Origin of the sequence: Nocardioides sp. B-3, from assembly GCF_024703895.1 — a bacterium.
Lineage (GTDB): Bacteria > Actinomycetota > Actinomycetes > Propionibacteriales > Nocardioidaceae > Nocardioides.
This window is the reverse complement of sequence record NZ_CP087968.1, coordinates 2,935,032-2,957,238: the sequence shown is the minus strand read 5'-3', so window position 1 is coordinate 2,957,238 and position 22,207 is coordinate 2,935,032. Positions and strand designations below refer to the sequence as shown.

Sequence of the window (22,207 nt, the reverse complement as noted above, 5' to 3'; positions counted from 1 at the left end):
CGACGAGCTCGGTGTGGTCGGGGCGATCTCCGCGCACGTACGCCGACTGGCCGACGGCGCCGGGATCGAGATCGAGGTCGAGGCCCATGACCTGCCCGCACTGCCCGCCGCGATCGAGGTGGCGCTGTTCCGGATCGCGGTCGAGGGGGTCACCAACGTCGTCCGCCACCCGAGGCAGGCGCCTGCCGGGTCAGGCTGTGCGCGCTCGACGGGACCGCCGTCGTCGAGGTCGTGGACGACGGCACGGCCGATCGGCCCCGGCCGCCCGGAGTCGGCATCGTGGCAATGCGTGAACGCGTGGCCGAGCTGGGTGGGAGCCTCGAGCTCGGCCCGACCGCGGATGGTGGGGGCCTGCGTGCGGAGTTCCCGCTCTCCCGGTCGATGCGAACGGAAGGGAAGCCATGATCAGCGTCCTCGTCGTCGACGACCACCAGCTCGTCCGCCGGGGACTCGAGGCCGTGCTGGCCTCCGCCGGCGACATCGAGCTCGTCGGACAGGCCGCCGACGGTCGTGCCGCGGTCGAGCTGGCCACCGACGTCGAGCCCGACGTGATCCTGATGGACCTGCAGCTGCCGGTCCTCTCGGGCCCGGACGCGACCCGGGAGATCCTCGCGACCCGCCCCGAGACGGCGGTGCTGGTGCTGACGATGTTCGAGGACGACGACACGGTCCACGCCGCTGTCGCCGCCGGGGCCGTGGGCTATCTCCTCAAGGGCGCGGACGGCGAGGACATCCTCGCCGCCGCACGCTCCGCAGCGGCCGGGCAGGCGGTGTTCGGGGCCGCGATCGCGCATCGACTCCAGACCTTCTTCGCCGGGGCACCGCCCACGGCTTCGGTGTCGTTCCCGCAGCTCACGGACAGGGAGCGGGCGATCCTCGACAAGCTCGCGGCGGGTCTGACGAACGTCGAGATCGGGCGCGCGCTCTTCCTCTCCCCCAAGACGGTCGCCAACAACGTCTCGATGATCCTGTCGAAGCTCGACCTCTCCGAGCGCGGCCGGGCGATCGTGCTCGCCCGCGACGCCGGGCTCGGACGATCGCGCTAGCGGGCGTGGCCCTCCGTGCGTAGCGTCTCGCGCGTGGGAATCGACAAGTTCATCAAGCAGGGCGTCAGCGCAGCCGGGGCCATGACCGCAGGCATCCGGGAGGCGATGCCGCAGGCCGACGGGTCGACCACCTTCGGCAGCGCCGGCGAGGTGCCCGAGCCGACGATCCTCAACCCCACTCGGCAGCCTGCGGTCGACCGGCTGCTGGGCGGCAGCGGCAGCGTGCGGGCCGTGGTGATGGGCTCGTCCGACGACACGAGCGCCGGCGACCGACCGGTGCGGACCCGGGTAACGGTCCGGCTCCGACCCCGGCTCGCGGGAGGAGGCCTCGGCGACGAGCTCTCCCCGCGCTTCGACGAGGCCGGGAAGCGGCATGCGGCGTGGACCAACGACTTCGACCTCGACGGCGTCACACAGCTCCCGGCCCCGGTCAAGGACCTCTTCTCGCCGTCGGACCCGCCGCCCCCGCCGGCCGGGCTACCCCTCACCGATCCGCTGATGCAGCCCGTCAACGGAGTAACCACGGGCGCAGTACATCGCGGTGTGCGCGCACATCCACGTGCACTCCCTGACGAGCGGCTTCGACGCTGTCGCGGAGGCGTACGGCGTACCCGCTGGTCAGTGGGCCGAGGCCCACTCCGGCTGGATGGCCCGGATCACGTCTGCTCCCTCGCTGGCGGCGCAGTGGGGCTGGGACCCTGGATCGCGCCCAGCGAGCCCTGCGTGGTCCGGGGGCACCAGCCTGAGGAGGATCTGCTTGCTCCCCTGCCAGCGGGCCTCGATGGCTGCCATCCCCCACACCGGCACCGAGATGATCAGGCCGCGGATCACGGAGAAGACGCTGTCGACGAACGCGAAAACCGCCGCCTCGTCCTCGAAGCGGTGGGAGATCGGCCGGACCGACTCCGGGCCGAGCTCGACGATCATCAGCTCCGGGTCGCGGACGGTCCGGACGTAGGCCGGTTCGGCACCGGCCGCCATCCACAGTTGGGCGACGGCCAGCGCCCGGGGGTCGCGAAGATCCGCCACGCGAGCTCCAACATCCGTTCCGAGTCGAAGCCCGGCTCGCCCAGCAGCGCCCTGGACCGAGGCGCGTGCCTCGCGCTCGATGCCCTCGGCGAGCTGGGCCACCGCCGCCGCGTGCAGCGCCTGGCGGGTCGAGAAGTGGTACATCACCGCACTCTGGGACACGTTCACGACACGGGCGACGCGGCGCGTGGTGACCGCAGCCAACCCTTCGGCACACACCAGCGTGACGGCGGCGTCGAGCATCGCCCGGCGCGTCGCCTCGCGCTGTGCTGCCCGTGTGACGTCCGTCATGCCCCATCCCAATTGTCAGCGTTCGGTCGGGTGCCATACTACGTTGACTGTTCAGATGAACTGTGAAAGTGGGAGACCATGGATCGCACGCGTCAGGCCGAGCCCCGCACCGCTTCGAGCTTTGTCATCAGCGGAGACGCTCGTCTCGCGGTGTTCGAGCACGGCGATCCCTCGTCGGAGACCGTCCTGCTGGTGCACGGCTGGCCGGACACCCACGCCGTCTGGGACGGCGTCGTGTCCCTGCTCGCCGCGAGCTTCCACGTCGTCACCTACGACACCCGTGGCCACGGCGCCTCGCCGCTTCCGGGATCCAGCGAGCAGTTCACCCTCGACCTGCTCGCCGACGACGTCGTCGCCGTCGCCCGGGCGGTGAGCCCCGACCTGCCCGTCCACCCGGTGGCCCACGACTGGGGCTCGATCCAGCTGTGGGAGGCCGTCTGCCGCCCCGATGCAGCCCAGTGGTTCGCCAGCTTCACGTCGATCTCGGGACCGAGTCTCGACCACGCGACGCTCTGGCTGCGCGGACTCGCCAAGCGCCCCACGCCGCGCAACCTCGCCACGCTCGCGCACCGGGCCGCCAAGTCGTCGTACATCTACTTCTTCCTGACTCCCGGGCTTCCGGAAGCGCTGCTGCCGGTCGTCGGCCGCCGGGTCTGGCCACGTCTCTTCAAGGCCACGGAAGGGATCGACGCTCCCGAGCCCGCCGCGACCCTCACCGACGACATGGTCGCGGGCGTCCGGCTCTATCGCGCCAACATGGTGCAGCGCCTGCTCCATCCGAAACCTCGTCGAAGCGCGGTGCCGGTGCAGCTCGTCGTCAGCTCCGGGGACATCGCGATGAAGCCGTCGATGTTCGCCGACGCTGCCGACTGGAGTGTCGACCTCACCCGCATCGACCCGGATCGAGGGCACTGGCTGCCGGTCAGCGATCCCCAGCTCGTCGCCGACCCGGTCACGACCTACGTCCACGCCCGAGGAGGCAAGGATGCCTGAGAAGGTCACCGACCCCGGAGTCGTCGCCCTGCACGCGCGCAACGTCGTCTTCGACGTGAGCCGCACTCCGGTGCAGTGGATCGCCAAGGACGCGTTCGCCTCCCACCTCATCAGCGCGATCAACTTCTTGCTGCCCGAGGGTGAGCGCTGGTTCTGCGAGACCTTCAACGAGGCACTGCCGCTGATCGAGGACGAGGAGCTGCGCGAGGCGGTGCGCGGTTTCATCGGCCGGAGAGGCCATGCACGCCCGGGCGCACGACGAGGTCCTCGGCGACCTGTTCCGGGCGCGCGGCTATGACACCGCTGCGATGGTGGCCGTCGCCGAGCGCGTCTTCCGAGAGATGCTCGGCCCGCGCAACCTCCCGACCGCGGCAGCCCGGCACAAGCACCTCGTGGCCCGGCTCGCGCTGATCGGTGGCATCGAGACGTTCACCGCGTTGCTCGGCGACTGGGTGCTGTCGACCCCGTTGGAGAAGTTCGAGGCCGACCCGGTCGTGCTGGACCTCTTCCGCTGGCACGGCGCCGAGGAGGTCGAGCACCGAATGGTGGCCCACGACGTCGCGGAGTACTTCGGCGTCAGCTATCCCCAGCGGGCCGCCTCGGTCGTCGTCGCCTACGTCGGCGTCCTGCTGCTGATCGCCCGCGCGGGTCACGACCCGGTCCGCCGGGACCCCGACCTGCCCGACCACAGCTACGCCCGCATCTGGTTCGAGTTCCTGCGCAGCGGCCACCGTGGCACCTTGCCGTCCGTGCGCCGGATCGGCTGGAGCGCGCTCCCGGGTCTGCACCCGCGTTTCACGCCCGAGTGGCTCGGCAGCACCGCTCAGGCCGTCGCCTACCCGGCGAAGAGCCCCGCGGCCCGCGCGGCCGGCTGATGGCGACGAAGTCCCTCGACCCGTTGCTCGGACGCGGCCGAGCTGCTCAGCAAGGTGTGGACCGGGATCGGGCCCTCCGAGGTCCCGGCGACCACGCGCCCCGCACCACTCCGGCTCGAGCTGGCCGTCACGGAGCGCACCGTCGTGGCCACCGACCGGGACGTGGTCAGCTTCCGCCCGGCATCCCCCGACGGCGCCCGGCTGCCGACGTGGCGCCCCGGCGCGCACCTCGACGTCCACCTGCCGTCGGGACGCAAGCGGCAGTACTCCCTCTGCGGCGACCCTGCCGAGCGGACGTCCTATCGCATCGCGGTCAGACGGATCCCTGACGGCCTCGGCGGCTCCGTCGAGATGCACGACCTTCCGGTGGGCGCGAGCCTGCGGGTCAGTCGGCCCCGCAACGCCTTCCCGCTCGCCCTGCCCGGCCACGGCTCACCGGCCGAGCGCCTGCACTTCGTCGCCGGCGGCATCGGCATCACCCCGATCCTGCCGATGCTGCGTCTCGCCGACGCCCCGGGTGTCGAGTGGACGATGGTCTATGTCGGCCGTCGCCGCGACACCCTGCCCTTCCCGGACGAGCTGGCGCCGTACGGCGATCGCGTCAGCGTCCGCACCGACGAGGTCGACGGGCATCCCACGGCCGAGCACCTGCTGGCCGGCGTCGACGACGCAACGGCCGTCTACTGCTGCGGGCCCGTACCGATGATCGACCTGCTGCGCCGTGGCCTGCGCGGCAGAACCGACGTCGAGCTCCACTCCGAACGGTTCTCCGCTCCCCCCGGTCATCGACGGCCGGGCGTTCACGCTGGAGCTGGCGAACACCGGCGAGGTGTTCGAGATCCCGGCCGACCGGTCGGCCCTCGACGTGCTCGCCGAGACCTATCCGGGAATCCCCTACTCGTGTCGCAGAGGCTTCTGCGGCACCTGCAAGCTCACCGTCGTCGACGGCGAGGCCGACCACCGCGACGGCTCCCTGACCGCCGCCGAGCGCGACGCCGGCTGCCTGCTCCCCTGCGTCTCGCGGGCTGCCGGCGACCGGCTCGTCGTCCGCGCCGACCTCCACCTCCCCAGCACCGCGATCCCCGAGGAGAAACGATGAAGGCCGTCGTCTGCCGGGACACCGAGCTCCGGGTCACCGACCTCCCGACACCCGTGCCGGGTCGAGGTCACCTGTTGCTCGACGTGCACCACTGCGGCATCTGCGGGTCCGACCTGCACGCCCGCCACCACGCCGACGAGATGGCCGCGGCGGCCGCGGCGAGCGGCTACGACGGTTTCATGCGCGCGCACGACTCGGTCGTCTTCGGGCACGAGTTCTGCGGCGAGGTCATCGACCACGGACCCGGGACGAGCAAGGAGCTCATGGTGGGCACCCGGGTCGTCGCAATGCCGATCCTGCGCACCGCCGGGGCCGTGCACACCACCGGGCTGTCGCCGCACGCGCCCGGCGGGTTCGCCGAACGGGTCGTCGTCCGGGCGGCACTGGCCATGCCTGTCCCCAATGGGCTTGCCTCCGACAAGGCTGCGCTCACCGAACCCATGGCGGTCGCCCTGCACGCCGTACGCCGCGGCCGAGGTCGGCAAGGGCCGGGTTGCCGTCGTGATCGGCTGCGGCCCCATCGGTCTGGCCGTGATCTCCATGCTCAAGGCCTCGGGCGTGCGGACCGTGATCGCCAGCGACCTCTCCCCCGGTCGCCGGGCGCTCGCCGCCCGGTGCGGCGCCGACGTCGTGGTCGACCCGACCAGCGATTCGCCGTACGCCGCCGCCGATGCCCGCGGGAAGTTCATCACCGCGGCCGGACTGTTCGACCTCGGCGGTCGACTCGATGACCAAGCTCCGCTCGGTGCCCCTGCTGCCGTGGTGGACCGCGATGGCGGCCGCCGAGAGGCTCGGCGCCATGCCCCGGGGGTCCGGTGGTCTTCGAGTGTGTCGGCGTGCCCGGCATCATCGACCCGGGTGATCGCCAGCGTGCCCATCCACTCCCGGGTGGTCGTCGTCGGGGTGTGCATGGGCAGCGACTCGATCCGGCCGGCGATCGCGATCAACAAGGAGATCGACCTGCGGTTCGTGCTGGGCTACACGCCCACCGAGTTCCGTGAGGCGCTGCACCTGATGGCGGACGGCAAGGTCGACCCGACGCCGCTGATGACCGGCACCGTGGGCACGGGTGGAGTCGCCGAGGCGTTCACCGCCCTCGGCGACCCCGAGAAGCACGCCAAGATCCCTGGTCGACCCGCGTTCGGACTCCGGAAGCCTGCTGAGCTCGCGTCAGTGCTGCAGATAGGCAAGCACGGCCAGCACCCGGCGGTTGCTGGCCGCATCGGGGGTGCAGCCCGAGCTTCACGAAGATGGTGCTGACGATCGGCTCGACCGTCTTGATGCTGAGGTGGAGCTCCTCGCACATCGCGGCGTTGGACAGGCCGCGCGACATCAGCTCGAGCACCTGCCCCTCCCGCGGGCTCAGCCCCTCGAGGAAGCCCGCCCGACGCTGGGTGGCGACCACCTCGGCGAGGTTGAGGTGGTCGATCACGAGCGCCGCCTGCGAGGCGAGGTCGTCGAACAGCCGGGTCTCGGCGAGGGACAGCGCGTCGGTGCGGCTGATCGTGAGGGCGCCCGTGACCCGGCCCCCACGTTCCACGGTGCGATCGCCGGCCGTGCCGAGCGATGCCGGGTCGATCGGCGCGATGTCCCGGTCGTTCGGGGGCCACACGCCCACCGCGTGCAGTCGCTCGTCGGCGTGCAACCACAGCACCGCCGAGGGCGCGGCCAGCGCATCGGCGGCCGCGCGCGCCAGATCCGTGGGCAGGTCGTCGGAGTGTGCCGACCGGGAGAGCCAGGTGAGTGCGGAGTATGCCGTCGCGTGCTGTCCATGGACGATGGCCAGCCCAGCCGCGACCGGGACGAGTGCCGCGGCCAGCAGACCGGCCCTCGGCGTCTGCCACCCGACGACGCCGACCGCCAGCGCGACCACCGAGAGGGCGGCCGCGAACAGGAGCCAGAGCAGCTGGCGCCGTGCACGGACTCCGAGGCGCCGCGCCAGCTGCCACGATCGCGACCACCCACAGGAGCTGCAAGGCAGCGTAGGTCGGGTGGGCGATCGCGTTCCACAGCGTCGAGACCGGTTCGGGCGCGGTGGCGTTGATCGGGTGCGGCGTGAGGACTCCCGTGGCGGAATACTCCACCGGCCAGAGGGCGGAGAGGATCGCGCACACCGTCGCGAGCCCGACGACGGCGCCGACGACCCAGCGCCAGCCGCGTGCGGGCAGTCGCCCGTCCGGGAAGCAGATCACCGTCACGGTCGACAACGCGATCGCCACCACCACCGGCCACGTGCCCAGCCAGCCCCACCAGGGGCTCTGCGACTCGCTCGGGAAGTGGCCGATCTGGCGGCCGAAGAACATCACGGCCGAGACCACGCCGTTCGCCACAAAGAGGGCACCCTCACGATGGCGGGGGCGCTGGAAGAGCACGTAGGCACCGACGAGCGTGAACGCGATCGCGAAGAGGCCGTTGTGGAGGTTGGCGGCCCAGAGGCCGCGCGCAGCACCGAAGGCCACCAGCACCACCACGCCGCTGATCGTGAGCAGGGGGACAACGCCGCGGGACTGGATGCCGGTCACGCCTCGTAGCGTGGCAGAAGCCGGGCCGACGGACCCCCGGGGAAAACCCTGTTTCGACGTTCCGGGGTTGTCCCCGTGGTGGCGCTCGACCCGTTCCCGGCCAGCGTGGTGGTCATGACCACCACACCTACCGACCGGCTCCTCACGGCGTCGCTCGTCGTCGCCCCGCTCATCTACCCGGCCGCCGATTCGACGTACGCCGCACGCGGCTGGGACGACGCGACGGCCGGCGTGATGCACGTCCTCGGCGCCATCGGCTACGGCCTCGTCGTCCTGCGCATCGCCACCCGGCTCCCCCGGGAGTCCCGGCTCAAGGCGGCCCTCGTCCTCGTCGGCCTGATCGGCATGGCGGGCAACGTCGCCTACGGCTTCGACACCATCCACATGTCGCTCGGCGACACCCAGCTCGTCGACCAGCCGGGCGCCGCCAACCTGATCAAGCCCATCGGCCTGTTCTTCCCGCTGTCATTGGCACTGGTCGCGGCCGCTGCTCAGGCAGGCGCGGCCAACGCTGGCAGGCAGGTCTCGTGCTGGCGGCCATCGTCGTGTGGCCGATCGCGCACATCGGCAACATCGCCGTCGCCGCGATCCCGGCCAACATCGCCCTCGTCGTGGCCCTCGGCAGCATCGCGTGGGTCGACATCCCCCGCATCGCGGTGGAGGATGTCGAAGCATGGGGAAATTGATCGTCACAGTCTTGTCGACGCTCGACGGTCAGGCAGCGGGTGAGGGCGGCAACGTCTTCGTGATGCCGATCGACCCGGGCTTCGACCGCTACAACCTCGAACGGATGCAGGCCGCCGAGACCATGGTCTTCGGTGCCACGTCCTTCCACGGTGCGCGCGGCTACTGGCCGCCACTCGCCGACGACGAGGGTGCACCCGAGGTCGAGCGGGAGATCTCGCGGCTGCACAACACGCTGCACAAGGTCGTCATCTCCGACAGCACCGTCCCGGACGACACCGCCCCGTGGAGCGACACCACCGAGGTCGTGAGCCGGACGGACGCGGCCGACCGAATCGGACAGCTGAAGACGGACGGGGCCGGCGACATCGTCTGCTTCGGCTCTGTGACCGCGTGGAACGCGCTCCTCGCCCGGGGCACGGTCGACGAGCTGCACGTCATGGTCGGTCCGGGCGCGATCGGCCCCGGTCTCCCGACGTTCAACCAGCCGGTGCAGCAGGGGTTGTCCCTTCTCGACGTACGGCGCCTGCCGGACTCCCAGCTGGTCGCGCTGCAGTACGCCGTCGGCTGAGCTACCTGCCGACCGCCTTCAGCAGCTCGGCCTTGCTCGTCGTCGAACGCCCGGCGATCTCCTCGGACTCGTCCTCGGAGTGTCCGCGCTCCTCGAGGCCGGACTTGATGTGGTCGTGCTGACGTTCGCGCTTGTCGCTCCAGCTGCCGCGGGGCATGACGTCTCCTCTGTCGATGGGCCGGTCCACCTCGACGTACCCCGCCCGCGGCACCTGCATTCGGCGATCCTCGGTGCCGTCGCGGTGCTACTCAGAACGTCATGGATCAGGCCTTCAGGTGACGGGTGAGGAACTCGGCACGGTCAGCGACGACCGTCTCGAACGGCTTGCCGAGGTAGATGTCGAAATGCCCGGCGTCATGGCGCTTGATCTCGCCCAGCGGCGCGGTCCCGGCATAGGCGAGCGTCTCCTCGGGCGGCGTGACGGAGTCGTGGTCGCAGATGCAGAACAGGATCGGCATCTTCACGTCCTTGGCGGCCTTGCCCGGACGGTGCCGGGTGATGGTGGGTGCGACGCGGGCCGCCACTTCGTTGACGAAGCTGCCGTCCTCCGGCACCGGGGCCAGATAACCCGGCAGCGCATCAGGTGCCGTCATCAGTGCCTTCTCCCCCGGTGCCCCGGCGAGCGTGATCAGGACGGGATCCCGGCGCATGGCCATGGCGAGGACGTCACGTCCGACGGTCGGCAACAGCCGCATGGTGCCGACCGGCCCCGGGGCCCGGGCCGAGGCGAGGCCGTCCGTGAACGGGCACTGCGAGACCGCGGCCTTCAGCTCCGGGTGGCGGGCCGCGACGATGATCGCGTGGCCGCCGCCGAAGGAGCTCCCCAGACGGCAATCCGGGTGCCGTCAACATCGGAACGGGTCTTGACGTGGGCGATGGCTGCATCCCAGTCGGCCAGCTGTCGCTTGATCGAGAGCAGCTGCCGGGGCTGGCCGGTGGAGTCGCCGAAGTGGCGGTAGGTGAAGGTCAGCGCAGCGATCCCCCTGGACGAAGCGCTCGGCGAACGCGTCCAGCCGCATGTCGCGAGTGGCGCCGAGTCCGTGGCCGAGGATGACGACCGGCGGGTTGGCGACTCCATCGGGAATGAAGAGCGAGGCCGCGCAGGTCTCGCCCGCAGATGTGAAGGAGACCTCCCGGCTGGTGACTTCGTACGTCTTGGCGATCTTGCTCATCACTGGCCTGCCTTTCGCGGGGCACCGGCGCCCCGGGTGGTTCCCGTCTGGAGCGCTTCTTCGAAGACGCCGGGCTGGTACAGGGGAAGCTCACCGGCGGCGTCGGTGTTGGCCATGTAGTCGAGCATCAGCTCCCGGCCGATGTCGGAGAGCGCGGTGGCGAGGAACTCGGAGCGCTCGATGTGCAGCCCCTCCTCCGGGCTCGCCGAGCCGCCGAAGTAGACGGACCGCTTGATCGCAGCGCGCGACGTCTTGGGGCGTGAGCCCAGTTGCTGGGCGAGCTCGATCGCCCGGTCGAGCACCCGGTCCGGCGCCACGACGTCGTCCACCGCGCCGATCTCCAGTGCCCGGGCTGGCGTGAAGGGCTCACCCGACAGGATCGCCAGCAGCGCCTTGTGGTTCCCGACGAGCCCGGGGAGCCGCTGGCTGCCGCCTCCGCCGGGCATGATGCCGAGCAGGACCTCGGGCTGTCCGATGACGTAGTCGCCATCGGCCATCACGCGTAGGTCGTTGGCCCAGCAGAACTCGGCTCCGAGGCCGAGCGCGGATCCGTTGAGCGCGGCGATGAAGATGACGCCGCTGCGGTTCATCTTGAGGAAGGTCTGGTGCACCCGCTCCAGCTGGACGGCCGGCCACAGGGGCGTCTTTCCGAGTGCCGTCTTCAGCCCGCCGGCCCGGTTCACGCCCCGCGCTGTGTGGGCGAGGGCCGATGCGCCCCGGACCCCGACGGACGGGACGGTGGCCCCGCCCTCCTGCAGCCAGCGCACCTCCGCGTGCGAGACGAAGCGTTCCGGGTGGGTCCCGGTGAACACCACGGCCTGAACTGCTGGGTCACTGTCGGCCCGGTCGACGAGCACGTCGAGCTGCTCGGCGATGTCGTTGCCGAACAGCCCCAACGGGCCGCCGTCGATCCGGGCAACCAGCACCGCTCCGCGGTCCTCGATGTCGAGGTTGCCTCGTACTTCTTGTGTCATGACCGGTCTCCGTTGCGGGTGCTGTGGGGTTCGTGCGCGGCTTGTCGGATCAGAATAACGAAGTTATCGTTCGCCAACAACCCCTGAGGAGTCGCCGTGAGCAGCACCACCCCCGGCCAGCTGGACCTTGACTGGGTCGTCGTCGGGTCCGGCTTCGGCGGCAGCGTGGCCGCGTTGCCCGGCCGAGAAGGGCTACCGCGTCGCCGTCGTCGAGCGTGGACGCGCGTACGCCGACGGGGACCTGCCCACGTCCGCGTCGGACCGCCGTCGATTCGTCTGGGCGCCGTCGATCGGGCTGCGCGGGATCATGCGCAACGTTCTCTTCCGGCACGTGTTCAGCTCGACGCAGACCGGCGTGGGAGGGGAAGCCTCGTGTACGGCGGCGTCCTGTTCCGACCACAGGAGGCCTTCTTCGCCAACGGCCCATGGGGACAGCTTGCGGACTGGAAGGAGCTCCTCGGTCCGCACTACTCCACGGCGGAGCGGATGCTCGGTGCGAGCACGACGCCGTGGGAGTCGGTGACGAGCGGACTGACCCGCGAGGTCGCGGACCACTTCGGTGGCAGCTTCGCGCCGGCTCCCGTGGCCGTCTTCTTCGGAATGCCGGGCGTCACGGTCCCGGATCCGTACTTCGGCGGCGAGGGCCCGGACCGCACGGGATGCATACGTTGCGGGGAGTGCATGACAGGTTGCCGCACAGGTGCCTCCAACCGGTTGACGAAGAACTACCTCTGGTTCGCCCAGAAGCACGGCGCCCGGGTCATCGCCGAGCGCGAGGTGGTCGACGTCACCCCGCTCGGGGCGGCCGACGGCAGCGACGGCTACCGGGTCACCACCCGCCGCGCCGGATCCATCCGAGCCGGCCGGCGCACGAGCATCACCACCCCGCGGGGTCGTCTTCGCCGGCGGCGCGGTGGGGACCAACACCCTCCTCGCCGACTGCAAGCACCGCGGGTCACTTCCGGCCATCAGCGATCGGCTCGGTCACCTCGCACGCACGAACAGCGAGGCCGTGCTGTCAGTCCTGCTGCCGGAGGACATCGGCACATGGCGCGACGTCACCGCCAGCAGCCGAGTCATGGTGGACGAGGACACCCAGATCGAGTTCCTCACCTACGGGCCGGGCGGCGACTTCATGCGCCTGATGTTCACCGTCCCGGTGGGCGATGCTCTCGGCCCACGTCGACTGCTGAGCTGGCTCGGTGCGGTGGTCCGGCATCCCCGCCGGTGGCTGTCCACGCTGCGATCGGGCTGGGGCGCACGCACCCTGATGATGCTGGTCATGCAGCCACGCGACAACGCGATCCGTTTCACCGCGAAGAAGCGGCTGCTGGGGAGCGGATACCGGCTGACCACCCAGCGCGACGACGAGCGGCCCGCTCCGACGTACATCGAGGCAGGCCACCGGGTGGCAGAGTGGCTGGCAGAGCGCACGGGCGGCATCGCCCAGAACAGCGCGTTCGAGGCGTTCGGCAACCGGCCGATGACAGCCCACGTCCTCGGCGGCGCAGTGATCGGTGCGAGCCCGGCCACCGGAGTCGTGGATCCCCAGCTGCAGGTGTTCGGCTACCGGAACATGGTCGTGTGCGACGCCGCCGCGCTCCCGGCCAATCCCGGGGTCAACCCCGCACTCACGATCACTGCACTCGCTGAGCATGCGATGTCACACATCCCCACCGCACCGGGACAATGACGACCATGGCGAAGGACTCCGCAGTGACCGACCGGCCCTCGAACGGGATCCCGGAGAGACTGATCGACGCCGCCGTGGCGATGCTCGCCGAGGAGGGCCCGTCGGCCATCAAGGCCGGGACCGTGGCTGCGCGGGCCGGCATGTCGAGCATGGTCGTCTACAACTACTTCGGAGGCGTCCCCGAACTGCTCGACGCCGTGGTGGACCACGCCTTCAACCAGCTCGGCGAGGCGTTCGCACAGGTCGGGCCCGGCGAGGATCCCGTCGCCGACCTGTTCACGATGGCCCTGAGCACGTTGTCCTATGCCCGGGCGAACCCACACCTGTACGACGCGATGTTCGGACTCTCGACCCGGGCGACCTACCGGCCCACCCCCACCAAGGGGGAAAGGCGAGCCGGCCACTCCCCGCGTTCAACGCTGCCTACGTCCACGTGATCGAGGCAGCACGACGTCTGGGTGCCGCCGGAGAACTCACGCTCGAGGATCCGAACGCGGCTGCCGGCGCGCTGTGGAGCTTCGTCCACGGCTACATCACCCTTGAACTGGCCGGTCATTTCACCGAGTTCGCCGACCCGGTGCGTCAGGTGCTTCTCCCGATGGGCGTCACGTTCTGCGTGGGCCCGGGGGCTGACCGCGCCTCAGCCCTCGCCTCGCACGAGGCTGCCCTCCAGCAGGGGTGGCGTCCGGGTCCCGAAACTGTCTGACGCTCCCGCGTGCCCGCCATCAGTCGGCGGTGCCGAAACGACGCAACAGCGCAGCAGCCGCCGCGAGGAGCACGACGACGGCGCCATAGCCGTGCACGTCGTCGCCCGCAGGCCCACCTCACCGCTGACGAACCCGGCCGGGACCGCGGGCAACCCGAACGCCGGGTAGCTGGCTACGAACACGGCCGCGAACAGCTCGCCCCGCTGGTGGGTGCCGACCAGCGGCGTGAGTGAGCGCATGATGCCGAGGAACGCCGTGCCGAAGCCTGTCCCGGCCAGCAACGAGGCCGCCGGGAACAGGGGAAGACTGCCTGCCGCGAGCGCGAGAAGGGTCAGGGCCATGCCGCTGGCCAGCGCCGTCGTGCCGTAGAGGGTCGTCCGCCGCCCGGTCCAGTCCGCGCGACGAAGCAGGCCGTCGAACCCCCCACGGCCAACGCCGTGACGACCAGACCTTGTGAGACGTGGCTGGTGCCGCCGAGCTCGCGAGTCACCAGCGAAGCACCCAGCGAGAGGTAGAGCCCACCGGTCGCCCGGGTCGCGATCAGTGCCGGCAGGGCACGGACGAAGGCCGTTCGTGCGGGAGCCGGAACTCCCACCTTCGGACGCAACGAGCCGAGCAGGCCCTCGACACGAGGTGACGTCTCCGGCGCTCGCCAGATCAGCAGCCCGAGGGCCGCGCACGTGACCGCTCCGGTCACGAAGACCGTGGCGAATGCGACCCGACCCGCCGGGTCCAGCACGACTCCGGCGAGAAGTGCCCCGACCGCGAGTCCGGCAATGGGGACCACGGTGTTCAACACCGCCGCGGAACCGGGCCGGCCGGGTGGTTCGTTGTCGACGACTGCCGCGGTGAGTGACGCCAGCAAGAGGCCGGCCCCGATGCCCTGCACGATGCGGGCGCCGATCAGGGCCTCCACGTTGCCGGCCTGCCAGAAGATGATCATGCTCGCGGCCGGGATCATCAGGCCGGCACTGATGACGGGCCGGCGACCGATGTGGTCCGACAACGATCCGGCCACCAGCAGGGTCAGGAGCAGGGCGACGGCGTAGACTGCGAAGATGATGGTCATCGTGCCCGCGGAGAAGCCGATGCGTGCCTGCAGCACTGGATAGAACGGCGACGGCGCGCTCGCTCCGGCCATCATGGCCGCCACGGCAGCGAGGGCCACGACGAAGCCGGTCGTGGTGCCCGCACGTGGGCGCTCGAGCTCGATGACGGTCACGACTGCCCCTCGCGCGGGTCGTCGATGCGGGTGACTTCGCCTCGGCGTACGACCTGACCGCAGGCCTTGCAGGCCGGGACGGCGTGGAACTCCTCACCGCAGGTGTGCAGGAACCTCATCGGTGGCCCCGACTCTCCAGCGAGGTGCCGGTCACCGAACTCGCGCATCATCGTCACGATCGGACCGAGCGAACGGCCGAGGTCGGTCAGGTGATATTCCGAACCGCGGCGGGCGCTCCTCGTATTGCACCCGAGTGATGAAGCCCTCGGCCTCCGGGCTGCGCAATCGCGTGGTCAAGATGTCGTGAGGGCGCGCCGGTGAAACGCACGATCTCGTCGGAACCGGTGGTTGCCCAACAACAGCTCGCGGACGACGAGGAGTGTCCACTTCGTGCCCACGAACTCGAGGGTCTGCGCGACCGAGCACGTTCCGAACACGGGTTGTCATGTGCCCCAGCGTAGGTGAGTTTGACTTCACAACCTAATGAGTTGGAAAATCCAACCCACCGAGTCTATGGTCGGATCCCCGTCCCCCTTCGAAGGATTCAGATGACTGCCAACGTCACGACCGGTCCATCCACGACCACCCGCGAACGCTCCTACACGTGGGAGGACCCCGCCTTGCTGGCCGCGGCCGCACGACGAATGGATGGGCTGGACTTCTTCGCCCAGCTGGGCGCTCCCGGCTCTGCGCCGCCCCCGATCAATGCGACCACGGGCATCAACCCGGTCGAGGTCAGTGACGGGCGAGCGGTCTTCTCCCTCGAGCCGGCCGAGTGGCACTACAACCCGATCGGGTCGGTGCACGGAGGGATCCCCGGCGACTCTCGCCGACTCGGCGCTCGGGTGCGCGGTCCACACCAAGCTCTCAGCGGGAACGCGCTACACATCCCTCGACCTGACCATCAAGTTCACCCGGGCCGCCACCGTGGACAGCGGGCTCCTCACCTGCGAAGGACGCGTGGTGTCCATCGGGCGGCGCGCAGCCACGGCCGAGGCCCAGATCACCGACCAGACGGGTCGAGTGATCGGCCACGCGGTCGCTACGTGCCTCATCATGCAGAAGGAGCAGTCATGACGATCTTCGACGTCGTGCTCGTCACCGGAGCCAACGGAGGACTCGGCACCCGCTTCGTGGAGCAGGCCCCGGAGCGGGGCGCGCACAAGGTCTATGCCACCGCGCGTACGCCCCGCGTGTGGAACGACCCGCGCATCGTGCCCCTCGCACTGGATGTCACCGACCCCGCATCCGTGGAAGCCGCGGCAGCGGCAGCGCCGGACGTGACCCCGGTCGTCAACAACGCCGGGGGCGCGAACGGCTCGACCGTCCTGGACGACAACGCCGCCCTGCGCGACCTGTTCGACGTGAACTTCTTCGGGCCGCTCGCCGTCGCCGGCGCCTTCGCGCCGGCCCTCGCCGCCAATGGCGGAGGAGCCCTGCTCAATGTGCTGTCCGTCCTGTCCCGGATCGGCATCGGCGACGGCTACAGCGCCACCAAGGCCGCGCTCTGGTCAGCGACCAACACCCAACGAGTCGCCCTCGCTGACCAAGGCACGCTCGTGACGTCGCTCCACGTCGGCTACACGGACACGCCGATGACCGCGGGCCCGGACGTGCCCAAGAACGATCCGGCCGACATCGTGCGCAAGGCGTACGACGGAATCGCTGCGGGTGCGTTCGAAGTGCTCGCGGACGACCTGTCGGTACAGGTGAAGAGCGGTTTGGCCGCGCCCATCGAAGCTCTTTACCCGCAGCTCGCAACCTGAGCCCGGGTCAGTCGGCCGGGGAAGGCCAGCACCTCGGGCACGAACTTCTCGTGGTGCTGGAAGACGCCGCCGTGGCCGGAGTTGGGGTAGACGACCAGCTTGGCGTCGGGGAGGCGGCGCGCCATGTCGGCCGAGTGCTCGCTCGCGACCATCAGGTCGTGGTCACCGTTGGCGACCGGGACTGGCACCTTGATGGCCAAGAGGTCGTCGGGCGCATGCAGGCCGCCAGTGGTGATGGCGCGAAGCTGGGCCGGGGCCGCCCGGCGGGAGACGGGCCGGCTGCGGTCCCCGGTGCGCTCGGCGAGCCGCGCGAAGTACTCGTTCGAGGCCTTCTTGCCTTCCGCGTTGCGCGGGAAGAAGAGGAAGTGCCGCGGGTCCTTGCGGGCGGCGAACGCCTTTGCGTACGCCCCGCCCACGATGAAGGGCATCTTCCAGATGCCGCCGCCACTGCGCGGACCGGTGCCAGCGAGCACCATCCGCCGCACCGGAGTCGGGAGCTTGCAGCGCGACCATCTGGGCGACGGCTCCCCCCGAGCGAGAAGCCGAAGAGGTCGACCTTGTCGTGGCCCAGCGCCTCGATGAAGGCGATCGCGTCGGCGCCCATCTGCTCGAGATCGTTCGGGACCTTGGAGTCGGTGGAGCCGACCCCGCGGTTGTCGAAGGCGATGACGTGGCGCTTCGCAGCGACGCCGTCGAGGACGCGCGGGTCCCAGTCGTCGAGGACGGCGGTGAAGTGGTGCAGGAACACGACGGGGATGCCGCCGGGCGTGCCGAGCTCGCGGTAGGCGAACGAGGTGCCGCCGATCGTGATGGTCTTGGTGGGGGTGTCTCGCCAGGTCGTCATGTCACTTTCCTTCTGCTGCTCTGCGGGATGTCTGGGGTGAGGCGGTCGGGGTCGTGCGCGCATCGAGCCGGGCGAGGACGTCGAGGATGCGACGGTCGCCGGCGAACTTGGCGTCCAGCGTCGGGCCGAGGATGCCGCGCAAGGCCGACACCGGGCGCCACACGCCGGGGTGGATGACGCGCACAGAGCGCCGCTCGAGCCCGTCGACGATCACGTTCGCAGCGGAGGCCGGCGTGACACGCTTGAGCATGGGCTTCGGCAGGGTCGAGAGCAGCTCGAGCACCACGTCGTCGTTGTCGACACCGTGCCTGATCATGTCGGTGTCGACGAGCGAGAGATAGGCCGTGAGCACCGAGACCCCGTGATCGGACAGCTCGAGCCGAATTCCGCGGCCGAGCTGCTCGACCGCGGCCTTGCTCATCGCATAGGGGATGGTGCCCATGCCGTTGATGAACGCGAACACCGAGCTGATCAGCACGATCTGTCCTCGGTTGCCGATCACCCGGTCCATGCCTGCCGCAACCGTGTTGACCACGCCGGTGACATTGACGGCCAGCGTCGACTCGAGGTCGTCAGCCGGCGTGTTGCGCAACGTCGCAGCCTTCGCAAGCAGCCCGGCGTTGGCCATCACGATGTCGAGACGGCCGAAGCGCTCGACGGCCCGGGCGACGACCTCGTCGAGCGATGATCGATCCCTGACGTCGGCAACGCAGCCCGGGACCGTTCGGGCCCGAGAGCCGCCGAGCGCTCCGGGGTCAAGGGGTCGAGGTCGGCGACGACCAGACGAGCCCCGCGTCGGAGCAGCTCGGCCCCCGCCGCGGCCCCGATACCGCCGTTGCCACCGGTGATCAGGACGACCTTGTCGGTGAGGTCGTACGACGAGCGGCTCACCTCAGGCCTCGCTTCGCACCGAAGGACACCCGACCGTTGCGACGCACCATGGCGACCGCCGTGCTCAGCGCACCTTGGTCGAGGTTCGCCTGCTGCCCTCGCGCCAGCCGGTGCATCTGGTCGGTGTGCCAGCTGATGTTCAGGAACCCGTCGAGGGCCTTCAGGTTCGTGAGCCGACCGAGCAACCGGCGCATCCCGACCCGGAGCTCGTGGGTGGTCAGCGTTGCGGTACGTCCGTCGAGGATGCTCGCCGCGGCGTCGATCGCGATCACGGTCGGCCGGGCGATGCCGACCGAGTCACAGTCGCCAGACCGGAGCGCGCTGTCCATCGCCGAGCGGTTCCGGAAGCCGCCGGTCACCGCGATCGGGACGGCGCCTGCCTCGCGCCGCACGGAGCGGGCGTAGTCCGGGAAGTAGGCCTCCCGCTCCCGGGTCGAGGCGGCAGCCGAGCCACCCATGGCCGGCTCCTCGTAGCTGCCGCCACTGACCTCGATCAGGTCCACGGCCTCGCCGGCGAGCGCAGCCACCACGGCACGCGAGTCGTCCTCGGAGAAGCCCCCGCGCTGGAAGTCGGCGGAGTTGAGCTTCACGGCGACGGCGAAACCGGGTCTGACACGGCCGCGCACACGGCGTACGACCTCGATCAGGAAGCTCATCCGCCGCTCGGGGGGTGCCGCCCCACTCGTCGGTGCGCAGGTTGGTCAGCGGCGAGAGGAACTGCGTGATCAGGTAGCCATGTGCGGCGTGGAGCTGCACGCCGTCGAAGCCGGCGTCCTCACAGATCGCCGCAGCCGTCGCGAAGCGGTCGATGACCTGCTCGATCTCGATGTCGGTCAGCTCGCGCGGCGTGCTCGCTCCCGGCAGGGCCAGCGCAACCGGGCTCGGAGCGACCGGCGTGTGCCCGATGGCGAGCATGTTGGCCCGGCGTCCGGGGTGGTTGAGCTGCGCGAAGATCGCCGCGCCACCGTCGTGAGCCGCCTTGGCCCGGGCTGTGAGCTGCGGCAGAGCGCGGTCGTCGTCGACCACGATGTTGCCCGGCTCCCCGAGGTGCTCGCGGTCGACCATGATGTTGCCGGTGATCAGCAACCCGTAGCCGCCCCGGGCCCAGCGGCGGTACAGCGCGATGATCCTGTCGTCGGGCGAGTTGTCACTGTCACCCGGGGCCTCGCTCATGGACGCCTTGGCGATGCGATTGCGCAGCCGCACCCCCGATGGGAGGTCGAGCGGGTCGTTGAGTGAGGACATCGGGGGCTCCTGTGTTGGCGGTCATTGTCGTACGTTCGTAATATTATGATCATACTGTTATGTTTGTCGCAAGCACGACGACGAAGGGATGGCCATGGCCGGAGTACACGCCGGAACACAAGGAAGCGACACGGCGCCGGATGATCGACGTCTCCGCCCGACGGTTCAAGCGCGACGGGTTCGACGGCGCGGGCATCTCCGCGCTGGTGGCCGATGCCGGGTTGACCAACGGCGCCTTCTACGGCCACTTCGCCTCGAAGGACGACCTGATCGCCACCGTCGTCTCCGAGCAGGTCGCCGCGCAGGTTGCCCGCGTCGAGGCGCTGCCCCTCGGCCCGGAGTCGGTCGAGGCCTTCGTGCAGTGGTACCTCTCCCCCGAGCACCGCGACGATCCGGGCGATGGTTGTCCCTCGGCAGCGCTGCTTGACGAGATCGCGCGTCAAGACGTCGCCACTCGGGAGGCCTACACCGAAGGGGTGCGGGCGATGATCGACGCGATCGCCCGCCACCTCGCCGAAGGCGACCCTGACGGCGCCCGCGACCGGGCCATCGGCCTCATCACGCTCCTCGTGGCATCCCTCCAGCTTGCCCGCGCCGTCACCGATCCCGAGATGTCCGACCGGGTGCTCGCGTCGGCCCAGCTCAACGCCATGAAGATCGCTCGTCCATCGACCCGGGAGACCGAATGAAAGCCTTCACCGTCGCGCTACGGCCCCGACACACTCCAGCTGAGCGACGTCCCCGTCCCGGCGGTCGGGCCGCGCGATGTGCTCGTCGAGGTCAGGGCCGCGAGCATCAACCCGCTGGACAAGATGGTCCGCAACGGCGAGTTCAAGCAGCTCCTGAAGTACAAGCCGCCGTTCGTGCTGGGCCACGACGTTGCGGGGGTCGTCACCCGTGTGGGTGCCGACGTGCGTGAGTTCAAGGTGGGTGACGAGATCTACTCACGCCCGCGCGACCTGCGGATCGGTACCTTCGCCGAGCTCATCGCCATCGACGCCGACGACGTCGCGCTGAAGCCGAGCTCGCTGTCGTTCGCGGAAGCCGGCGCCGTACCCCTCGTGGCCCCGGCCGCGTGGCAGGCCCCGGTTGACGTCGCCCGGGTGAAGCCGGGTCAGAAGGTGCTCGTCCACGCCGGCGCGGGGCGGCCTCGGCTCCACGGTCATCCGGGTGGCCGGGCACTGGGGGCGTACGTCGCGACGACCGCGCACACCAAGGACATCGAGAAGGTCCGCGACCTCGGTGCCGACGAGGTCGTCGACTACACGTCGCAGGACTTCGCCGAGCTGTTGAGCGGCTACGACGTCGTCCTCGACTCCCTCGGCGGCCCCAACCTCGAGAAGTCGCTGACCGTGCTCAAGCCCGGCGGCCCGGCCATCAGCGTCGTCGGCCCGCCCGACCCGGGCTTCGCCAAGCAGCTCGGGCAACCGCTGCTGGCACCGGTGATGAAGGTGCTCAGCCGCAAGATCCGCAAGCAGGCCAAGACGCTGGGTGTCCGCTACTCGTTCCTGTTCATGAGCGCGAGCGGTGCGCAGCTCAAGACCCTCGCCGCCCTCTACGACGACGGCACGCTGCGGCCCGTGCTGGACCGGACGTTCCCCTTCGACGAGACGCTGGACGCGATGGCGTATGTCGAACAGGGCAAGGCCAACGGAAAGATCGTGATCACCTCATGAGCACCACCGAGCCCGTCATCACGTCGTACGCCGAAGCCCCGGCTCGCACCATCAGCGCCGGCGGCGTGACCTACGCCTACCGCGAGCTGGGCCCCAAGGGCGGCATCCCGGTCATCTTCTTCGTGCACCTTGCCGCGACGTTGGACAACTGGGACCCGCGTATCGTCGACCCGATCGCGGCGACCCGGCACGTCATCACGTTCGACCAGCGGGGCGTGGGCGCCTCGACCGGGAAGATGCCAGCCACGCTCGAGGAAGCTGCCGATCACGCCTACGAGTTCATCTCTGCCCTCGGGTTCGAGAAGATCGACGTCTTCTCCTTCTCGATGGGCGGCTTCATCGCCCAGGACCTGATCGTCAAGCACCCCGACCCGGTCCGCAGGCTCGTGCTCACCGGCACCGGCCCACGGGGAGGCAAGGACATCGAGAAGGTGGTCGCCACCACCTACTGGGACATCCTGCGCGCGACCGTGACCCGCTCGGACCCGAAGGAGTTCCTCTTCTTCAACCGCGACGCCACCGGCAAGGCGGCCGGGAAGGCGTTCATCGAGCGGCTCCGGGGAACGCACCGTGGACAGGGACAAGGAGATCAGCCTCCGGGCGCTGCAGACCCAGCTCATGGCGATCGCGAAGTTCGGCCGGTCGGCCCCCTCCGACCTGTCGAACTTCCCCCGACGCTCATCGCGAACGGCGACCACGACCGGATGGTGCCCACTCCCCTGTCCGAGGACCTGCACCGCCGGATCAAGGGCTCGGAGCTGATCATCTACCCCGACTCGGGCCACGGCGGGATCTTCCAGTTCCACGAGGAGTTCGCTCCCGTCGCCGCCGCCTTCCTCACCGACTGAACTGGATCAGGCGCCAGCCGCGGTTCGTCCGGAGCGGCGATCCCCCGGGGCTCGGCAGC

At 70.1% G+C, this 22,207-nt stretch carries 31 protein-coding genes and 3 pseudogenes; 17 read left to right on the top strand and 17 right to left on the bottom strand.

Annotation, left to right across the window (positions count from 1 at the left end; translation table 11 throughout):
• Positions 1 to 401 precede the first annotated feature (401 nt).
• Positions 402 to 1,046 (top strand): response regulator, encoded by a 645-nt coding sequence (locus LP418_RS19675; RefSeq protein WP_257953342.1) that lies wholly within the window; start codon positions 402 to 404, stop codon positions 1,044 to 1,046.
• A gap of 618 nt (positions 1,047 to 1,664) precedes the next feature.
• Here LP418_RS19675 and LP418_RS19670 read toward each other — a convergent pair.
• Positions 1,665 to 2,366, bottom strand: coding sequence for a TetR/AcrR family transcriptional regulator (locus LP418_RS19670; protein WP_257953341.1), 702 nt, complete (start codon positions 2,364 to 2,366; stop codon positions 1,665 to 1,667).
• Between the two features lie 78 nt (positions 2,367 to 2,444).
• Between LP418_RS19670 and LP418_RS19665 the strand changes: the two genes are divergently transcribed.
• The 5 genes and pseudogenes from LP418_RS19665 to LP418_RS33920 form a co-directional block, all read left to right on the top strand.
• On the top strand, positions 2,445 to 3,359 hold the full coding sequence (locus LP418_RS19665; RefSeq protein ID WP_257953340.1) for an alpha/beta fold hydrolase: 915 nt from the start codon (positions 2,445 to 2,447) through the stop codon (positions 3,357 to 3,359).
• Positions 3,352 to 3,657 carry a metal-dependent hydrolase gene (locus tag LP418_RS19660; RefSeq protein ID WP_257953339.1) on the top strand — a complete coding sequence of 102 codons (306 nt, stop codon included), beginning with the start codon at positions 3,352 to 3,354 and terminating at the stop codon, positions 3,655 to 3,657. The genes LP418_RS19665 and LP418_RS19660 overlap by 8 nt, the downstream gene beginning before the upstream one ends.
• On the top strand, positions 3,599 to 4,234 hold the full coding sequence (locus tag LP418_RS19655) for a metal-dependent hydrolase (RefSeq protein WP_257953338.1): 636 nt from the start codon (positions 3,599 to 3,601) through the stop codon (positions 4,232 to 4,234). Before LP418_RS19660 ends, LP418_RS19655 begins: the two co-directional genes overlap by 59 nt.
• 351 nt (positions 4,235 to 4,585) lie before the next feature.
• A pseudogene (locus LP418_RS33925) lies at positions 4,586 to 5,674 on the top strand (alcohol dehydrogenase catalytic domain-containing protein); the annotation flags it as partial.
• 61 nt (positions 5,675 to 5,735) lie between these two features.
• A pseudogene (locus tag LP418_RS33920) lies at positions 5,736 to 6,293 on the top strand (zinc-binding dehydrogenase); the annotation flags it as partial.
• Positions 6,294 to 6,420: 127 nt separating this feature from the next.
• Here the strand turns inward: LP418_RS33920 and LP418_RS19635 are convergent.
• The gene (locus LP418_RS19635) at positions 6,421 to 7,206 is read right to left on the bottom strand and encodes a helix-turn-helix transcriptional regulator (protein ID WP_257953334.1); all 786 of its coding nucleotides are present in this window, start codon (positions 7,204 to 7,206) and stop codon (positions 6,421 to 6,423) included.
• A gap of 194 nt (positions 7,207 to 7,400) precedes the next feature.
• Between LP418_RS19635 and LP418_RS19630 the strand changes: the two genes are divergently transcribed.
• The 3 genes from LP418_RS19630 to LP418_RS19620 all read left to right on the top strand — a co-directional run bounded on the left by LP418_RS19630 (position 7,401) and on the right by LP418_RS19620 (position 9,110).
• Positions 7,401 to 7,709, top strand: a complete 309-nt coding sequence (locus LP418_RS19630; RefSeq protein WP_257953333.1) for a hypothetical protein — start codon at positions 7,401 to 7,403, stop codon at positions 7,707 to 7,709.
• Between the two features lie 221 nt (positions 7,710 to 7,930).
• Entirely contained in the window at positions 7,931 to 8,584 is a 654-nt protein-coding gene (locus tag LP418_RS19625; RefSeq protein ID WP_257953332.1) for a hypothetical protein, read from the top strand.
• Complete coding sequence (locus LP418_RS19620; protein WP_257953331.1) at positions 8,553 to 9,110, top strand: dihydrofolate reductase family protein; 558 nt, start codon at positions 8,553 to 8,555, stop codon at positions 9,108 to 9,110. The genes LP418_RS19625 and LP418_RS19620 overlap by 32 nt, the downstream gene beginning before the upstream one ends.
• Before the next feature lies 1 nt (position 9,111).
• On the opposite strand, the gene LP418_RS19615 is transcribed toward LP418_RS19620, so the two are convergent.
• From LP418_RS19615 to LP418_RS19595, 5 genes are all read right to left on the bottom strand, one after another.
• Positions 9,112 to 9,267 (bottom strand): hypothetical protein, encoded by a 156-nt coding sequence (locus LP418_RS19615; protein WP_257953330.1) that lies wholly within the window; start codon positions 9,265 to 9,267, stop codon positions 9,112 to 9,114.
• Positions 9,268 to 9,373: 106 nt separating this feature from the next.
• Entirely contained in the window at positions 9,374 to 9,805 is a 432-nt protein-coding gene (locus tag LP418_RS19610) for an alpha/beta fold hydrolase (RefSeq protein WP_257953329.1), read from the bottom strand.
• 150 nt (positions 9,806 to 9,955) lie between these two features.
• Entirely contained in the window at positions 9,956 to 10,282 is a 327-nt protein-coding gene (locus LP418_RS19605) for a hypothetical protein (RefSeq protein ID WP_257953328.1), read from the bottom strand.
• The gene (locus LP418_RS19600; RefSeq protein ID WP_257953327.1) at positions 10,282 to 11,256 is read right to left on the bottom strand and encodes an enoyl-CoA hydratase/isomerase family protein; all 975 of its coding nucleotides are present in this window, start codon (positions 11,254 to 11,256) and stop codon (positions 10,282 to 10,284) included. Before LP418_RS19600 ends, LP418_RS19605 begins: the two co-directional genes overlap by 1 nt.
• A 467-nt stretch (positions 11,257 to 11,723) precedes the next feature.
• Positions 11,724 to 11,870, bottom strand: a complete 147-nt coding sequence (locus LP418_RS19595; protein ID WP_257953326.1) for a hypothetical protein — start codon at positions 11,868 to 11,870, stop codon at positions 11,724 to 11,726.
• Positions 11,871 to 12,169: 299 nt separating this feature from the next.
• Here LP418_RS19595 and LP418_RS19590 point away from each other — a divergent pair, with 299 nt between their 5' ends.
• From LP418_RS19590 to LP418_RS33915, 3 genes are read left to right on the top strand one after another with little or no spacing between them, the layout of a single operon-like run.
• Positions 12,170 to 12,949: a GMC family oxidoreductase gene (locus LP418_RS19590; RefSeq protein ID WP_257953325.1), complete on the top strand. Its 780-nt coding sequence runs from the start codon at positions 12,170 to 12,172 to the stop codon at positions 12,947 to 12,949.
• Positions 12,950 to 12,954: 5 nt separating this feature from the next.
• Entirely contained in the window at positions 12,955 to 13,386 is a 432-nt protein-coding gene (locus LP418_RS19585; protein ID WP_257953324.1) for a TetR/AcrR family transcriptional regulator, read from the top strand.
• Entirely contained in the window at positions 13,383 to 13,655 is a 273-nt protein-coding gene (locus tag LP418_RS33915; RefSeq protein ID WP_442939962.1) for a TetR-like C-terminal domain-containing protein, read from the top strand. The genes LP418_RS19585 and LP418_RS33915 overlap by 4 nt, the downstream gene beginning before the upstream one ends.
• Here the strand turns inward: LP418_RS33915 and LP418_RS19580 are convergent.
• The 4 genes from LP418_RS19580 to LP418_RS19565 all read right to left on the bottom strand — a co-directional run bounded on the left by LP418_RS19580 (position 13,590) and on the right by LP418_RS19565 (position 15,315).
• A complete protein-coding gene (locus LP418_RS19580; RefSeq protein ID WP_257953323.1) occupies positions 13,590 to 13,997 on the bottom strand; it encodes a hypothetical protein in 408 nt (135 codons plus the stop codon). The genes LP418_RS33915 and LP418_RS19580 overlap by 66 nt on opposite strands.
• A complete protein-coding gene (locus tag LP418_RS19575; protein ID WP_257953322.1) occupies positions 13,988 to 14,878 on the bottom strand; it encodes an MFS transporter in 891 nt (296 codons plus the stop codon). Before LP418_RS19575 ends, LP418_RS19580 begins: the two co-directional genes overlap by 10 nt.
• On the bottom strand, positions 14,875 to 15,048 hold the full coding sequence (locus LP418_RS19570) for a hypothetical protein (protein WP_257953321.1): 174 nt from the start codon (positions 15,046 to 15,048) through the stop codon (positions 14,875 to 14,877). The genes LP418_RS19575 and LP418_RS19570 overlap by 4 nt, the downstream gene beginning before the upstream one ends.
• 123 nt (positions 15,049 to 15,171) lie before the next feature.
• Positions 15,172 to 15,315 carry a winged helix-turn-helix transcriptional regulator gene (locus LP418_RS19565; RefSeq protein WP_257953320.1) on the bottom strand — a complete coding sequence of 48 codons (144 nt, stop codon included), beginning with the start codon at positions 15,313 to 15,315 and terminating at the stop codon, positions 15,172 to 15,174.
• A gap of 211 nt (positions 15,316 to 15,526) precedes the next feature.
• Between LP418_RS19565 and LP418_RS33910 the strand changes: the two genes are divergently transcribed.
• Positions 15,527 to 15,955 carry a PaaI family thioesterase gene (locus LP418_RS33910; protein ID WP_442939961.1) on the top strand — a complete coding sequence of 143 codons (429 nt, stop codon included), beginning with the start codon at positions 15,527 to 15,529 and terminating at the stop codon, positions 15,953 to 15,955.
• A complete protein-coding gene (locus tag LP418_RS33905) occupies positions 15,952 to 16,644 on the top strand; it encodes an SDR family oxidoreductase (protein ID WP_442939960.1) in 693 nt (230 codons plus the stop codon). The genes LP418_RS33910 and LP418_RS33905 overlap by 4 nt, the downstream gene beginning before the upstream one ends.
• Here LP418_RS33905 and LP418_RS19555 read toward each other — a convergent pair.
• From LP418_RS19555 to LP418_RS31205, 6 genes and pseudogenes are all read right to left on the bottom strand, one after another.
• On the bottom strand, positions 16,623 to 16,832 hold the full coding sequence (locus tag LP418_RS19555) for an alpha/beta fold hydrolase (protein ID WP_257953318.1): 210 nt from the start codon (positions 16,830 to 16,832) through the stop codon (positions 16,623 to 16,625). The two genes, LP418_RS33905 and LP418_RS19555, sit on opposite strands and share 22 nt — an antisense overlap.
• Positions 16,796 to 17,488 (bottom strand): alpha/beta fold hydrolase, encoded by a 693-nt coding sequence (locus LP418_RS19550; protein WP_257953317.1) that lies wholly within the window; start codon positions 17,486 to 17,488, stop codon positions 16,796 to 16,798. The genes LP418_RS19555 and LP418_RS19550 overlap by 37 nt, the downstream gene beginning before the upstream one ends.
• A 1-nt stretch (position 17,489) precedes the next feature.
• A pseudogene (locus tag LP418_RS19545) lies at positions 17,490 to 18,152 on the bottom strand (SDR family NAD(P)-dependent oxidoreductase); the annotation flags it as partial.
• The gene (locus tag LP418_RS19540) at positions 18,116 to 18,379 is read right to left on the bottom strand and encodes a hypothetical protein (RefSeq protein ID WP_257953316.1); all 264 of its coding nucleotides are present in this window, start codon (positions 18,377 to 18,379) and stop codon (positions 18,116 to 18,118) included. The pseudogene LP418_RS19545 and the gene LP418_RS19540, both read right to left, overlap by 37 nt.
• Complete coding sequence (locus LP418_RS31210) at positions 18,376 to 18,708, bottom strand: hypothetical protein (RefSeq protein ID WP_336275768.1); 333 nt, start codon at positions 18,706 to 18,708, stop codon at positions 18,376 to 18,378. Before LP418_RS31210 ends, LP418_RS19540 begins: the two co-directional genes overlap by 4 nt.
• Positions 18,677 to 19,624, bottom strand: coding sequence for an oxidoreductase (locus LP418_RS31205; protein ID WP_336275767.1), 948 nt, complete (start codon positions 19,622 to 19,624; stop codon positions 18,677 to 18,679). Before LP418_RS31205 ends, LP418_RS31210 begins: the two co-directional genes overlap by 32 nt.
• Positions 19,625 to 19,764: 140 nt before the next feature.
• On the opposite strand from LP418_RS31205, the gene LP418_RS19525 reads away from it, so the two are divergent.
• The 3 genes from LP418_RS19525 to LP418_RS19515 all read left to right on the top strand — a co-directional run bounded on the left by LP418_RS19525 (position 19,765) and on the right by LP418_RS19515 (position 22,148).
• Positions 19,765 to 20,313 carry a TetR/AcrR family transcriptional regulator gene (locus tag LP418_RS19525; protein WP_257953314.1) on the top strand — a complete coding sequence of 183 codons (549 nt, stop codon included), beginning with the start codon at positions 19,765 to 19,767 and terminating at the stop codon, positions 20,311 to 20,313.
• 78 nt (positions 20,314 to 20,391) lie between these two features.
• The gene (locus LP418_RS19520) at positions 20,392 to 21,300 is read left to right on the top strand and encodes an NADP-dependent oxidoreductase (RefSeq protein WP_257953313.1); all 909 of its coding nucleotides are present in this window, start codon (positions 20,392 to 20,394) and stop codon (positions 21,298 to 21,300) included.
• Positions 21,297 to 22,148, top strand: a complete 852-nt coding sequence (locus LP418_RS19515) for an alpha/beta fold hydrolase (RefSeq protein ID WP_257953312.1) — start codon at positions 21,297 to 21,299, stop codon at positions 22,146 to 22,148. The genes LP418_RS19520 and LP418_RS19515 overlap by 4 nt, the downstream gene beginning before the upstream one ends.
• The last annotated feature ends 59 nt before the right edge of the window (positions 22,149 to 22,207 follow it).